The sequence below is a fragment of the Maribellus mangrovi genome, from assembly GCF_037646455.1.
Lineage (GTDB): Bacteria > Bacteroidota > Bacteroidia > Bacteroidales > Prolixibacteraceae > Draconibacterium > Draconibacterium mangrovi_A.
Genome location: NZ_JBBIXN010000003.1, coordinates 1 through 12,048, shown reverse-complemented (window position 1 = coordinate 12,048; position 12,048 = coordinate 1). Strand labels below are relative to the sequence as shown.

Annotated in this window: 13 protein-coding genes; 5 read left to right on the top strand and 8 right to left on the bottom strand. The window is 40.0% G+C overall.

Annotated features, from left to right (window positions below; translation table 11 throughout):
• The first annotated feature begins 7 nt into the window (after nt 1–7).
• From WFY05_RS12920 to rnpA, 3 genes are all read left to right on the top strand, one after another.
• Nucleotides 8–985: a DUF4271 domain-containing protein gene (locus WFY05_RS12920; protein WP_340113299.1), complete on the top strand. Its 978-nt coding sequence runs from the start codon at nt 8–10 to the stop codon at nt 983–985.
• A gap of 31 nt (nt 986–1,016) precedes the next feature.
• Nucleotides 1,017–1,763, top strand: a complete 747-nt coding sequence (locus WFY05_RS12915) for a uroporphyrinogen-III synthase (protein ID WP_340113298.1) — start codon at nt 1,017–1,019, stop codon at nt 1,761–1,763.
• Between the two features lie 62 nt (nt 1,764–1,825).
• Complete coding sequence (gene rnpA, locus WFY05_RS12910) at nt 1,826–2,236, top strand: ribonuclease P protein component (protein ID WP_340113297.1); 411 nt, start codon at nt 1,826–1,828, stop codon at nt 2,234–2,236.
• Nucleotides 2,237–2,264: 28 nt separating this feature from the next.
• On the opposite strand, the gene WFY05_RS12905 is transcribed toward rnpA, so the two are convergent.
• The 6 genes from WFY05_RS12905 to WFY05_RS12880 form a co-directional block, all read right to left on the bottom strand.
• Nucleotides 2,265–2,927 carry an inorganic pyrophosphatase gene (locus WFY05_RS12905; protein WP_340113296.1) on the bottom strand — a complete coding sequence of 221 codons (663 nt, stop codon included), beginning with the start codon at nt 2,925–2,927 and terminating at the stop codon, nt 2,265–2,267.
• A gap of 169 nt (nt 2,928–3,096) precedes the next feature.
• Nucleotides 3,097–3,525 carry a hypothetical protein gene (locus WFY05_RS12900; RefSeq protein WP_340113295.1) on the bottom strand — a complete coding sequence of 143 codons (429 nt, stop codon included), beginning with the start codon at nt 3,523–3,525 and terminating at the stop codon, nt 3,097–3,099.
• Nucleotides 3,526–3,554: 29 nt separating this feature from the next.
• The gene (locus WFY05_RS12895) at nt 3,555–4,922 is read right to left on the bottom strand and encodes an ankyrin repeat domain-containing protein (RefSeq protein WP_340113294.1); all 1,368 of its coding nucleotides are present in this window, start codon (nt 4,920–4,922) and stop codon (nt 3,555–3,557) included.
• Nucleotides 4,923–5,065: 143 nt separating this feature from the next.
• Entirely contained in the window at nt 5,066–5,281 is a 216-nt protein-coding gene (locus tag WFY05_RS12890) for a VF530 family protein (protein WP_340113292.1), read from the bottom strand.
• 154 nt (nt 5,282–5,435) lie between these two features.
• On the bottom strand, nt 5,436–6,974 hold the full coding sequence (locus WFY05_RS12885) for a YifB family Mg chelatase-like AAA ATPase (RefSeq protein ID WP_340113291.1): 1,539 nt from the start codon (nt 6,972–6,974) through the stop codon (nt 5,436–5,438).
• 132 nt (nt 6,975–7,106) lie between these two features.
• On the bottom strand, nt 7,107–8,246 hold the full coding sequence (locus WFY05_RS12880; protein WP_340113290.1) for a baeRF7 domain-containing protein: 1,140 nt from the start codon (nt 8,244–8,246) through the stop codon (nt 7,107–7,109).
• A 496-nt stretch (nt 8,247–8,742) separates the two neighbouring features.
• Between WFY05_RS12880 and WFY05_RS12875 the strand changes: the two genes are divergently transcribed.
• Entirely contained in the window at nt 8,743–9,195 is a 453-nt protein-coding gene (locus WFY05_RS12875) for a hypothetical protein (protein WP_340113289.1), read from the top strand.
• 208 nt (nt 9,196–9,403) lie between these two features.
• On the opposite strand, the gene WFY05_RS12870 is transcribed toward WFY05_RS12875, so the two are convergent.
• The gene (locus tag WFY05_RS12870) at nt 9,404–10,537 is read right to left on the bottom strand and encodes an App1 family protein phosphatidate phosphatase (protein ID WP_340113288.1); all 1,134 of its coding nucleotides are present in this window, start codon (nt 10,535–10,537) and stop codon (nt 9,404–9,406) included.
• 50 nt (nt 10,538–10,587) lie between these two features.
• Here WFY05_RS12870 and WFY05_RS12865 point away from each other — a divergent pair, with 50 nt between their 5' ends.
• Nucleotides 10,588–11,487 carry a diacylglycerol/lipid kinase family protein gene (locus WFY05_RS12865; protein WP_340113287.1) on the top strand — a complete coding sequence of 300 codons (900 nt, stop codon included), beginning with the start codon at nt 10,588–10,590 and terminating at the stop codon, nt 11,485–11,487.
• A 40-nt stretch (nt 11,488–11,527) separates the two neighbouring features.
• On the opposite strand, the gene WFY05_RS12860 is transcribed toward WFY05_RS12865, so the two are convergent.
• The gene (locus tag WFY05_RS12860; protein WP_340113286.1) at nt 11,528–11,779 is read right to left on the bottom strand and encodes a DUF7218 family protein; all 252 of its coding nucleotides are present in this window, start codon (nt 11,777–11,779) and stop codon (nt 11,528–11,530) included.
• Nucleotides 11,780–12,048 lie beyond the last annotated feature (269 nt).

The window sequence follows — 12,048 nt, the reverse complement described above, 5'->3', positions numbered from 1 at the left end:
GGTATCTTTGCTGCACATTTATATGGATGCCCACGTTACATATCAACAAGACAGTGTTCAGGTGAAAAAGCTGGCTAACCAGCACTTGCCCGAGAACACGCTTCACATTGAACGAAAGCCGGTTTCGGTCATGGAAATCAATGAACCACCAAGGAGAGAAAATGAACTTCGGGAAGCAGAAGTACCAAAATATACCGTCGAACAAATACGTAACTGGCGTTTGCAGCAAGACCATAAATTACCGGTCGACACCTCAAAATTTATTTCATCGCGAGAGAATCTGCAGTTAACGCAGACGGAACTCACCGGTATTGATGTAATATTACCCGAGCGCAGCAAACCAAACACGGGCACCGATTGGCTAACGGTACTACTCTTTACAGGCATTTTGCTTTTTGCAACCATTCGCTATTCCTACGTAAAATACATCAAACATCTGTTTACGTCATTGGTAAATTACCCAACAGCGGTGCGTATGTGGCAGGAAAGCAATTATCCGGCTGCTCATGCCGCCTACCGGCTCGACGTAATTTTTTACCTCACATTGTCAATATTCGTTTATCAGAATTTACGATTTTTCGAGTGGTCGCATGCTAACAATAAGCTAAGCTATTTTGCCCTCGTTTTAGGAAGTGTTATTATTTACTTTTTGGGTAAAAAATTACTCTATAAGGTACTTGGTTTGCTGTTTGAAACGAAAAATGAGACCCGGGAATTCCTTTTTAACATGGATAATACCTTCCGCGCGCTTGGTTTAATACTACTACCACTCATTGCTCTTGTGGCATTCTCACCCATACAACAGACTCTTTTACTGATTGTTACGGGTATAGCCATTGTATTCATTTTCTATGCAATAATACTTCAAAGAGGTGTTTTCATTTTATTGAGAAAACAATTTTCTATATTTTATCTCTTTTTATACCTTTGTACCCTTGAATTTTTACCCTTGCTTTTAATTTATAAAGTAGTTGTAGTTGAATAGAAGGGAAATGTTTCATTAAAAGCATAAAACTTTGAAAGTCAAGAGCATTTTAGTTTCACAGCCGGAGCCTCAAACAGCAAAGTCTCCTTATTTTGAATTAGCGGAAAAGAACGGTCTTAAGATTGATTTCAGACCTTTTATACAAGTAGAAGGAGTACCTGCTAAAGATTTCCGAAAAACGCGGATTCAGATTCTGGATCATACGGCGGTAATTTTTACCAGCCGTACCGCAATTGATCATTATTTCAGGATCTGCCAGGAAATGCGCATTACCGTTCCGGATTCCATGAAGTACTTCTGCATTTCAGAAGCCACAGCATTCTACTTGCAAAAGTACATTGTTTACCGCAAGCGTAAGATCTTTTATGCCAACGGTAAGTTTGCCGATCTCACCAGCGTAATGAAAAAGCATTCCGACGAACGCTTTTTAGTACCACTTTCTGATATCCACAAACAGGAAATTCCAAGTTTGCTCGATCAGGGTGGATACAAATACACAAAAGCAATTTTGTACCGTACGGTGAGTGCCGATCTTTCCGATTTAGCGGATATAAAATACGATGTTCTTGTATTTTTCAGTCCGTCGGGAATAAAGTCGCTGTATCAGAATTTTCCTGAATTTGAACAAAACAGCACTCGCATTGCCTGTTTCGGGCCATCAACAGCAAAAGCAGTTCGCGATGCTGGTTTGAGGCTCGATATTGAAGCTCCAACTGCCCAGGCTCCGTCAATGACCATGGCTTTGGAACAGTATATCAAAAAGAATAATAAGAACTAAAAATAAAAATCCATATTTTTGAAAGGCTGTCAGTCGGTTGACTGATGGCCTTTACTTTTTTCATGGAAAATAAATCAGAAATAAAAACCACACCATCTTACTCCTTTAAAAAAGATGAACGGCTGTGCAGTAAAAAAATCATCGACCGGCTTTTTTCTGAGGGTCAAACGTTTCTGGCTTTTCCATTAAAAGTAGTTTTCCTGTCAACACCGCTAAATACATCAAGTCCGGTTCAGGCAGGCTTTACAGTAAGTAAAAAGAATTTTAAACAGGCCGTAAAACGCAACCGTATAAAGCGACTGATGCGTGAAGCTTATCGTTTAAACAAAAACGAATTGTACCTCGAACTTGGGGAACAACAGTTGGCTGTATTTTTTATTTACATCGGAAAAGAAATGCCAGTCTATTCAAAGGTAGAAAGTGCCATAAAAAAAGCCTTCCGACAAATTTCCATTAATTTGCAGAAAGACTAAGCGCTATATTATTAAAAATTTCGGCTAACTAAAGCAACTTACCCAGGTTAGCAAATTTATCGTTGTAGTCCTTAATCGACAAAAGAATTACTTCCAGAGCTTCGTCCACTCCGTAAGTTGCAGCAATTTCGGTATTGCTGTCAACACCCGGCATATCTTTGTAGGTTAAAAAATAGTGTTCCAAACGTTGGATTACGATTCCCGGAACTTCTGAAACATCTTTTATATGCCCGTAAACGGTGTCGTTATCCAGCACGGCAATAATTTTATCATCTGCCTGATCGCCATCAATCATTCTGAATCCGCCAATCGGGCGAGCCGTTACAAGTAAATCGCCGTGTGCAAGGTCTTTTTCGGTCAGCACACAAATGTCAATCGGGTCGCCATCACCTTTAATATTTTTTCTGCCGGTTTTCTTGTTACAGTATTCTCCAACATTGTTGCCGCAAAAAGTTTGCGGAATGAATCCATACAAAGCCGGAACAACATTCGAGAACTTTTGCGGGCGATCGACACGTAAATAACCGCTGTCTTTATCAATTTCATATTTAACGGTATCTGTCGATACCACTTCAATAAAAGCAGTTAATTCTTCGGGAGCATTTTGCCCAATGGATACGCCGTGCCAGGGATGTGATTTATAACGCAGTCCCATCAACCTTCCAATGGGGTCTGAAATTCTGTCTACCATAATGTTAAAATTTAGTTTATTCCTGAAACCGTTAATAAACGGCTATTGTTCAAAATTTATGTTTCAATTTAGTTAAAATTGTATTACTCCGGTTTTATTTTCATTTACTTTCTCCTTCGCCACCTTTTTTTATTCAAAAGGGAAAATGAGAAATTCATAGGTTATACGACTATTCTTTTAATCTCACGTCAATAATTCCTCCCTTAAAATAATAGCATTTTTTGTCGCATTTGCTGTTTTCCCGCTCTAGGTCAAACCGATCGCCGTCAACCACATAAATAGTATCAGTCCCGCTTATATATTTCGCCTCGACTGAATAATATTCATTAACCGGGACTTCAATTTGTTCTTCTATTATGAAGGCAGTGCCAACATATTCTTCAATACGATTTTCAAACTTACCCTTGTAAATGGTATAAAGGACAAAGTCATTCTCATCGTTGAAAGAGAAATAGATAATCAATGGTCCATATTCCGGCTTTTCCTGGTAGCAATCTTCACAATTGAACTCAAAAAATTCAAATTTTCGCTCACAGGAAATCACTATCAACAAAAATGACATTAAAAATATCCATTTTTTCTTCTTCAGTCTGTCCATCTTTTGATTCACAACCGTTTGTTTCATTGCTACATCCTCCCAAAATAAAAGTGAAGTTGTATACTAAACTCCCCGGGTTCATCGTACTGAAATATATCTCGTTTGTATCCGACTCGTGTCTCGGTAAATCCTTGCCTCCAAAACAAACCGGCTACCGGAAGCAAGTTCAGGTCCGACAACGGATGAATATTTGTTCCGCGATAGCTTCCAAAGTTGTATCCTGCTTCGGCCCCGGCGAAAAGCCCCCATTCCGATTGATAGCTTTTTTGAAAAGCAATGTATTTATCCGCTTCCATTGCCACCCGGTAATCGCGCTCCCAAAACTGGTACGTTTTTCCATTCAATTCCCGAATACTACTATAAACAAAGGGATTTAGCCCGAAAGACATCTGAATCCAGAAATTGTATTTCATTTCACGAACACCGAGTAAAAGAGTCGTTGTAAAGTATCTATCAATCCATCCGAGTTTAAAACCTCCGGCCCAGTCTTCGAACACGGGCGAAAGATTTCTTTTTACTTTCGAATCGCGCAATACTTTTTGCATATATTTTCCGGTACCTTTTGAGAAATACCAGTGGTCTTTTGCTTTCCGGGAAAGCAGGTTTCCATCAGCGCCATTGAGCAGGAAAAGCTCTGCCAAATATACATTCCCGTTTAAAATAGCAATGGTAAGTGCTGAATATCCCTGGTCGTTTATGGCATTTAAATCTACCCCATAACTTACCAGCAATTCGGCAGTTGAATTAAAGTTCTGTGAAGTGGCTACCATCAAGGGCGTAAATCCCTCGCAATCTTTCGTATTACCTTGTGCGCCGGCATTCAGCAGTAATACCACCATCGAATCATTTCCGAAGGCTGTTGCATAATGAAGTGCCGTATTGCAGTCGTTATTCGAATCGTTCACTCCCGCTCCGGAACTTATGAGAATGCCCGCCATTTCGAGATCGTTGTTTTCTGCAGCATTTAATACGGGTGTATTTCTCCACTGGTCTCTGGTGTCTAGTTCTGCACCATTCTCAAAAAGTAATTCAACTGCGTCCTTTTTCCCAGCAATAACAGCACTTTGTAAAGCGGTTACTTTATTATTTGGAACCTGATTTATATGAGCTCCGGCCTGCAACAGTTTCCGAATAAAATACAAATTACCTTCCTGAGCTGCATACATTAGAGGTGTTACTCCTTCATTTGCTGCAATGTTTACATCAACTTCAGTTGAAAGCAAATTATCGACTTTTAAAGTGTCGTTGCTAAGAATTGCATCGGAAAGTAAAATTGAAAGCTTCAGTGAATCGACAGAAGAAGTATTATCCTGCGAATACCCACTAAGCGGTCCTGCCAGCATAAGTATTAAAAGCAGGTGAGGTGAAATTCGGCTAGAAAAAGTAATATCGGCCATGTAGCTTCATGATTTAGCATCATACTCAAAAACAATTTTCGTACCAGTCAAATTTATATTTTTCCCGAAGTCTCATCTTGCTTGTTTACAGCAAAGTATCGAATATCATTATTGTTTTGATTGATTGAGAAAGTTACGACAAGTTATTTACCAATTGTTTCAATGTATAATTTCTCAACTTTGTCGCGGGCCCACTGCATTCTTCTTAAAAACTTCAAACTTGATTTTATACTGGGATCTTTACGAAAACAATTGATCGGAATCAAGTCGCCCAGTTCTTCCCATCCGTAATAGCTAACCAAATAAACCACAATGGCTTCGAGTGTTTTTCCGTGAAGTGGATTATTGGGCTGTTCCATAAATCGATATTCTGTTAGAAATTGTATAATCCTTAGGCAAAAATATTGATTTTACCTGACCTCTATTTCACTTATTTTTCTTGATTCGGAAACTCTTTTCTTTCCGTCGCACACATTTATTGGAGGAATACTCGACTGAAAACTGATTACTCACCTACCCTCCCCAGTTTTCACGATCCAAACTTCGGTAATGAATTGCCTCGGAAAGATGATGTGCCTGAACATTTTCAGCTTCCTCGAGATCGGCGATGGTGCGAGCCACTTTCAAAATACGGTCGTAGGCGCGCGCCGAAAGCCCCAGACGGTCCATCGCATTTTTTATGAGATCACTGCTTTCTTCATCCAGTTGAACAAACTCCCTGATCTGTTTCGAGGTCATTTGTGCGTTGGCATAAACGCCCTTGTGCTCGGCAAAGCGTTCTTCCTGAATTTTTCGTGCCTGCAATACTCTTATGCGCACTGCTTCACTATTCTCAGAGGATTGCATTTCCGACAATTTTTTAAACGGTACCGGCACCACTTCAAGATGAATATCGATACGATCGAGCAACGGCCCTGATATTTTATTCAGGTATTTTTGTACCACTCCGGGCGCACAAACACAATCTTTTGTGGGGTGGTTGTAATACCCGCAGGGACATGGATTCATAGAAGCTACCAGCATAAAACTGGCCGGATATTCCACCGAAAATTTTGCTCTCGAAATAGTAATATTCCGATCTTCCAAAGGTTGCCGCATTACTTCCAACACAGTACGCTTGAACTCAGGCAACTCATCCAGAAACAATACGCCATTATGAGCCAAAGAAATTTCGCCCGGCTGCGGGTAATTTCCGCCACCGACCAAAGCAACATCAGAAATTGTATGGTGCGGACTGCGAAACGGCCGGCGAGTCATTAGCGAAGTTTCCTTATCGATCTTTCCAACCACCGAATGAATTTTGGTGGTTTCGAGCGCTTCCTTCAGCGAAAACGGTGGAAGAATCGTAGGAATTCGTTTTGCGAGCATCGTCTTTCCGCTTCCCGGCGGACCTACAAGAATTATATTATGACTTCCGGCCGCAGCAATCTCCAGCGCACGTTTTACATTTTCCTGTCCTTTTACATCCGAGAAGTCGAGTGGGTTGTTGTTAACCTGCGCATAAAACTCAGCACGGGTATCAATAATGGTCTGTTGCAATTCGCTTTCATCATTCAAAAAGTCAATTACTTCCGTAATGTTTTCAGCTCCATACACTTTTAGAGTATCCACCACTGCAGCCTCACGGGCATTTTGTTTAGGCAAAATCAAACCTTCAAAACCTTCTTTTCGTGCATTAATGGCAATGGGTAACACGCCTTTTATGGGTTGTAAAGTACCGTCGAGCGAGAGTTCACCCATCAACACATAATTCTCGAGCTTATTTGAATTAATCTGATTGGATGCCGCCAAAACTGCTGCTGCCAAAGGCAAATCGTAAGCCGATCCTTCTTTGCGAATATCGGCCGGAGCCATGTTAATGATGATCTTCTGCCGCGGCCATTTGTAACCATTCAGCCTGAGTGCTGATTCGATGCGTTGCTGACTTTCTTTAACAGCACTGTCGGGCAGGCCGACCAGCATAAATTTTATTCCCTTGGTAACATCCACCTCCATGGTAATGGTGGTGGCATCTATTCCAAAAACTGCGCTTCCGAAGGTTTTTACAAGCATACACGGGGATATTAGTGTAAAAACTTAAATTTAATGAAAATGAACGACTTATAAAACGGTGCCGTTTGCAGAACATGTTTTTGGCTGTAAACAACGTTCGTGCCGAAATAAGAATTATTTATAATTCACTTTTTAATAACGCAGGATCGCACCTGCCGGTGAATTGTGTTCTGGCATACCAGATATTTCTTCGCGAAACACTGTACCTCCTTTTAAAAATGTTTGGCGTGCAACCGCATCAAGCAAACAGTTATCCAGAGCTTCTTTCTCTTCATGTACTTGTATTTTTCCCAGTTCAGGCTCTGCTTTTCCCCACACAAACTCGCCTTTTTGTACAAACAGGGTATCAATTCTTCCTGCATTTGCTGCCTTATACAGTGCCTTAATATCAAAGATTACCTTGTCGTGATCCGACGAATATTTTTCTTTGTCCAATACTCGCTCTTTTTCGAAAAAAGGCTGCAACACTTCGCATGCTTTTTCGTGAACGAGCAAAATATCAGATTCATCATAATTTCCCGAAACATGCACAGGGTATATGTTTTTATAGCCGGAAACTTCCTTAAAAAGGGAAAAAATATAATCGACCGAAGCCACCACAAGAGGAGCGTCATTACCTTCCATCAACTCTTTTAATCCCTTGTCAACATCTTTCAAGTATTTGATAATTTCTTTCTTTTTATCGTCCTTACCTTCACCCTTTCCATGATAAAGGCCCAATCCTCCTTGTGATTGTCCACTTCTGAATTGAAGCGATTTTTGTTTCACATCTTTGCCAACTGTATCTTCAAGTTTCTCGGGCAGAACATTTTCCGTAATGTACTCGCTTATTTCATTTTTTGTGGCTTCGTAAAGCCTGTTGTGTTTCTGACTTAAAACAAGCAAATAGAATGTAGCATTCTCATTAAACATCGAAAGCAGCGGTAACAAGTAATACCTGTCTGATACAATCGACATTTCTTCCACATCTAAGGGCAATGTGGTATAATTGAAATCATTTGTGTTTCTGAAAATGATCAATGCGTCCGACAGGTGCCGCCACAAGTCACTATCTTCCAAAAGTTTGTTAAGGGGTTCGAGATACTTGTCGACTTCTTTTGTTTTCATTCCGAGTTGCGACAACTGGACTTCAATTGCAACCAGTTTATTCTTGAGTCTCAGTTTATTTTTTTTATTGTTTCCACCCCGCTCAGTGGGGATGTATATCGAGGTGCAATAACGGCTTCGTTCATTTGCCAGATTTTCAAATCTGTTTTTTGTAAGTAGTGTCATAATATTTAATTTAAGAAGTTATTAAATGGCGACTTCACGAAATGCATATTACAGGCCTAAGAACCATATTCTGCCAAACCGAATGTATGCGAAAAACCTAAGTTGCCAAACCAATCAATTTGGTTTTCTCTGCCACAATGATCTTCTCCTTCTTTTTTTTGAAAATCGGGAAAATGCGTTGTCAATCCGGGCTATAATCCTGTTTCGCTTTATTCTCCGTAGCCGCTCAGTTTATTAAGATCAAGACATGTGCCCCGTTTATTTTTGAAACAATCGACTGACTCGAAGTCATTAAATTTCAGGTATTTGATCGATACCCGTTATTTTTAGCTTTGAGCAAGAATTACAAGCGATTATGTGGAAATTGCAAGAAAAGTGTGGAAATATCCAACACAGCAAATGCTGTTAAGCCCTCTCTGTTCCCGAATTGATCCATATACGTGGCTGGCACAGTATTTTCGTAGTTTAAAGCATGTTGAATGAAAAAAATATGAATATGAAAAACATCAGATTTAAATCACTTGCAAATAAGTTTAGTTGGATATTCTTCCTGGTATTCTTTATAGCATTTGTTTCGTGCAATTACTCGAATAAAAAAGACAAGAAGAATGAATTGGCGAAAGAAGTGCAGGATGTAAAGATGGAAGCAACGGATATACTTCAAGAGCAAAAAAAAGAATTAAAAACTGAAGTTGATTCTGCTGTAACCGAGTTTAACAATCAGTTTTACGAGTTTGAAGAAAAATTTCAGGAAGGTACACAAACGGTAAATGCTCAAACAAAGGAGTTAATTGCTGAGCTTAAAGAACAAAGCGATTCCTTATCGATGCGTGCCGATGAAATACAAGATCAAAGTCAGGAAAACTGGCAGGACTTTAAAGAAGAGCTTCAACATGATACCGAAAAATTTAAAGAGAGTGTTGGAGACTTTTTCCGGGATAATACTTAATTCGAGTTCGAACCATTATAATGGTTCATAAACAAATAAAATAATACCCAATCGAAACTGAAGGTTTTAAACCGTTATTTGAATGATAAGACCCTGAGAAGGCAACATTAGTTCCTTGCTCAGGGTTTTTCATGATCCGGATAAATTGAAAAACATTATATCTGCTGATTCTTTAATTAAAGTACATGTAGATTTCGGGTGGTATAAATCAATTTTTCATACTGCTACTGATTACCTTGCCCACTGCGGATTGCGCGATCAGCTTGTTGTTGAAGGCATGCTGCGCTGCGTTAATGGTGTCGGGAGTAAAGACCATCTGCACATTTATTTTCTGCATTTCGGATATAAATTTTTGCATTTGCCTGTTCTTTCGCTTCGAGATCGTACGTATGTAAATGGCTTTAACGCGCCCTGGGAAACGATGTGCTATTCGCGAATAAATATTGGGATCGTGCTGACCATTATCGCCCACTAAAACAAAATCCATATATGGATAGCTTTCAAAAATTTGCATGATCTTTTCGAATTTATGCTCATGGTTTCTGCCACCCTGTTTCCAGAGATTTAAGAACCCGGGTATAATTTCACGCAACAGAAAAACACCTTTTGGAAAGTTATTGTAGGTGCAAAAATCATCAATCAGGTCGTACAGATTCCATTCGCTACTCGATATGTAAAAAAACGGATTGCTGGCGGTTCCACTCATCCCGGTATGCAGTGCGCGGTAAAAAGCTTCAACTCCCGGAAAAGGTTTTCTTGTTCGCGAATTATGCGTAAGAAGCAACCTCAATTTGCGAAGAGTCTTTGTGGAGTGGCTCACCATAATGGTATCATCGATATCGGAAATTACACCAAATTCCGCATCCGTTCCGGGGATCAAAATCTCACCAAAAGCATCATAGGTTTTCCCTTCCTGATCAAATTGATCGAGCAGGCTAATTCTGTAGTTCAGCCATTGGGTTGGCGCATCTGAATTTTCTTCCGGAATTGGAAAAGATGTACTCAAAAGACCATTCGCTTTTGTTGACAGCTCTTGCCGGCTATCCATAAATTCAACAGAAACCCGTGCATCCGGTATCTGATCGCCGGAATACCTTTTTACCATCGACAGAAAATTCTCAAGGATCGATTGCTTTTCGTCCGGCTTTTCCAGTCCCTTGTCTTCAGTAAGCATACCATTGATATACGCCTTATTCGTGAAATATGAGCCAAATCCCCGATACGGGACGAGTCGCGGAATACCCAGCCAACCCAGGCGATGTTTTAGCCAGACCTTTTGCCGTTTGAGCGGCCCTTTTCGCTTTCGTTCAAAATAATCGTTATTACATATTTGATTCTCCATAAAAATTCGGCACAGATTTTATACTAGTGGATACTATAAATGCACAAGATATGCCAGAAAATAAATCGAAAAAGGACATCGACATACTTTTCATTATCAATCCTATATCGGGCGACAAGGATAAGTCTGATCTGAAAAACGAGATCAACGAATATTTAAAAGAAAAGGACATTTCAACTGAATTTTATTTTACTACGGGTGAAAACGATGCAAAGCAAATTACTCAAATTCTGAAGGGCAGAAAATTCGGGAAAATAGTTGTGGCGGGCGGAGATGGAACCTGTAACCTTGTTGGAAGATTAGTACTGAACCGCGAAACTGCAATGGGAATTATTCCGGCCGGGTCGGCAAATGGACTTGCAACAGAGCTCGATTTGCCTATCGGATTGCAGGATAGTCTCGACTGCATTGTAAAAGGTAAATCGAAAAAAGTTGATGCCCTCAGAATAAACAACGAGCATATCTGCCTGCATCTTAGCGACATAGGATTTAATGCCAGAGTCATCGATCGTTTCGAAAAAGGAGAATTACGTGGTATGGCCGGATATGCAAATTCTTTTATTGGCGAACTGGTTGAAACGCAACCTTCTTCATTCCAGCTTAAATTCGAAGAGGAAACGAAAGAGAAAAGTGCCTTTATGATCGTGCTGGCCAACGCCACTAAATTCGGGACGGGAGCCGTTATCAATCCAAAAGGGAAACTCGACGATGGAATGTTTGAAGTTGTGGTTATGAATCCGAACAAGGTTATTCACTTCCTTGAAATGATTGTTCCGTTTTACACTCAGAAAATTCACACCCTGGATTTTGTGCATACTTACTCCTGCCGGAAAATTGTAATTGAAAATCCGAGGCATCAGAATGTGCAGATAGATGGGGAATTTATTGGAAAACCGGAAACAATTTCTGTGGAAATTTTGCCACAGGCACTCGAGATAATCGTTCCGTGATAAACAATTTGTAAAAAATATTTATGCGTTTTCGGAGCTATTAGTTGTTTCGCAAGGCATGGATCAATTCTGATTTGCTCATCGTACTTCGGCCATCGATACCAACATTACGCGCCTGTTCGTACAACTCTGCCTTTGTCCATTTTTCGTACTTACTGCTTTTCCCGCCTTTTTCACCTGAGTCGGGTGTGTTGGCTATACGGGCGGCTTTTCCCTTGCTGTAACCTTTGTCTCGCAGCGCTTCATACTGCTTTTCGTTTTTAACCTGAGGAATATCTTTTGTTTTAGGCATAACTAATATTTTTAAATTACACCATTCACACCTGAAAAAATCCTGCCAGATTCGCATAGTATGCTCTAATTCAACCGATACTAATTCACTGTCTGTTTATCGAAAGTTAGTGTTTCCGGCTCAAAGAATTGGCACAATTTTGTATTACTCTTTGTAGTTCATGGATGCATAAGCAAATTATAATTGATTAATTAACGTGAGTTCGATCTAAGAGAAAGAGCAAACACGTCTTTCTTCGACAATTTCTTCCAGGTTGAGTTTTGGCTTTT

Excerpts from the sequence above, each read along its gene's own strand:
- rnpA (WP_340113297.1), top strand. The coding sequence starts at position 1,826 with ATGGAAAATAAATCAGAAATAAAAACCACACCATCTTACTCCTTTAAA.
- WFY05_RS12905 (WP_340113296.1), bottom strand. The coding sequence starts at position 2,927 with ATGGTAGACAGAATTTCAGACCCCATTGGAAGGTTGATGGGACTGCGT.
- WFY05_RS12900 (WP_340113295.1), bottom strand. The coding sequence starts at position 3,525 with ATGGACAGACTGAAGAAGAAAAAATGGATATTTTTAATGTCATTTTTG.
- WFY05_RS12895 (WP_340113294.1), bottom strand. The coding sequence starts at position 4,922 with ATGGCCGATATTACTTTTTCTAGCCGAATTTCACCTCACCTGCTTTTA.
- WFY05_RS12890 (WP_340113292.1), bottom strand. The coding sequence starts at position 5,281 with ATGGAACAGCCCAATAATCCACTTCACGGAAAAACACTCGAAGCCATT.
- WFY05_RS12885 (WP_340113291.1), bottom strand. The coding sequence starts at position 6,974 with ATGCTTGTAAAAACCTTCGGAAGCGCAGTTTTTGGAATAGATGCCACC.
- WFY05_RS12880 (WP_340113290.1), bottom strand. The coding sequence starts at position 8,246 with ATGACACTACTTACAAAAAACAGATTTGAAAATCTGGCAAATGAACGA.
- WFY05_RS12875 (WP_340113289.1), top strand. The coding sequence starts at position 8,743 with ATGAAAAACATCAGATTTAAATCACTTGCAAATAAGTTTAGTTGGATA.
- WFY05_RS12870 (WP_340113288.1), bottom strand. The coding sequence starts at position 10,537 with ATGGAGAATCAAATATGTAATAACGATTATTTTGAACGAAAGCGAAAA.
- WFY05_RS12865 (WP_340113287.1), top strand. The coding sequence starts at position 10,588 with ATGCCAGAAAATAAATCGAAAAAGGACATCGACATACTTTTCATTATC.
- WFY05_RS12860 (WP_340113286.1), bottom strand. The coding sequence starts at position 11,779 with ATGCCTAAAACAAAAGATATTCCTCAGGTTAAAAACGAAAAGCAGTAT.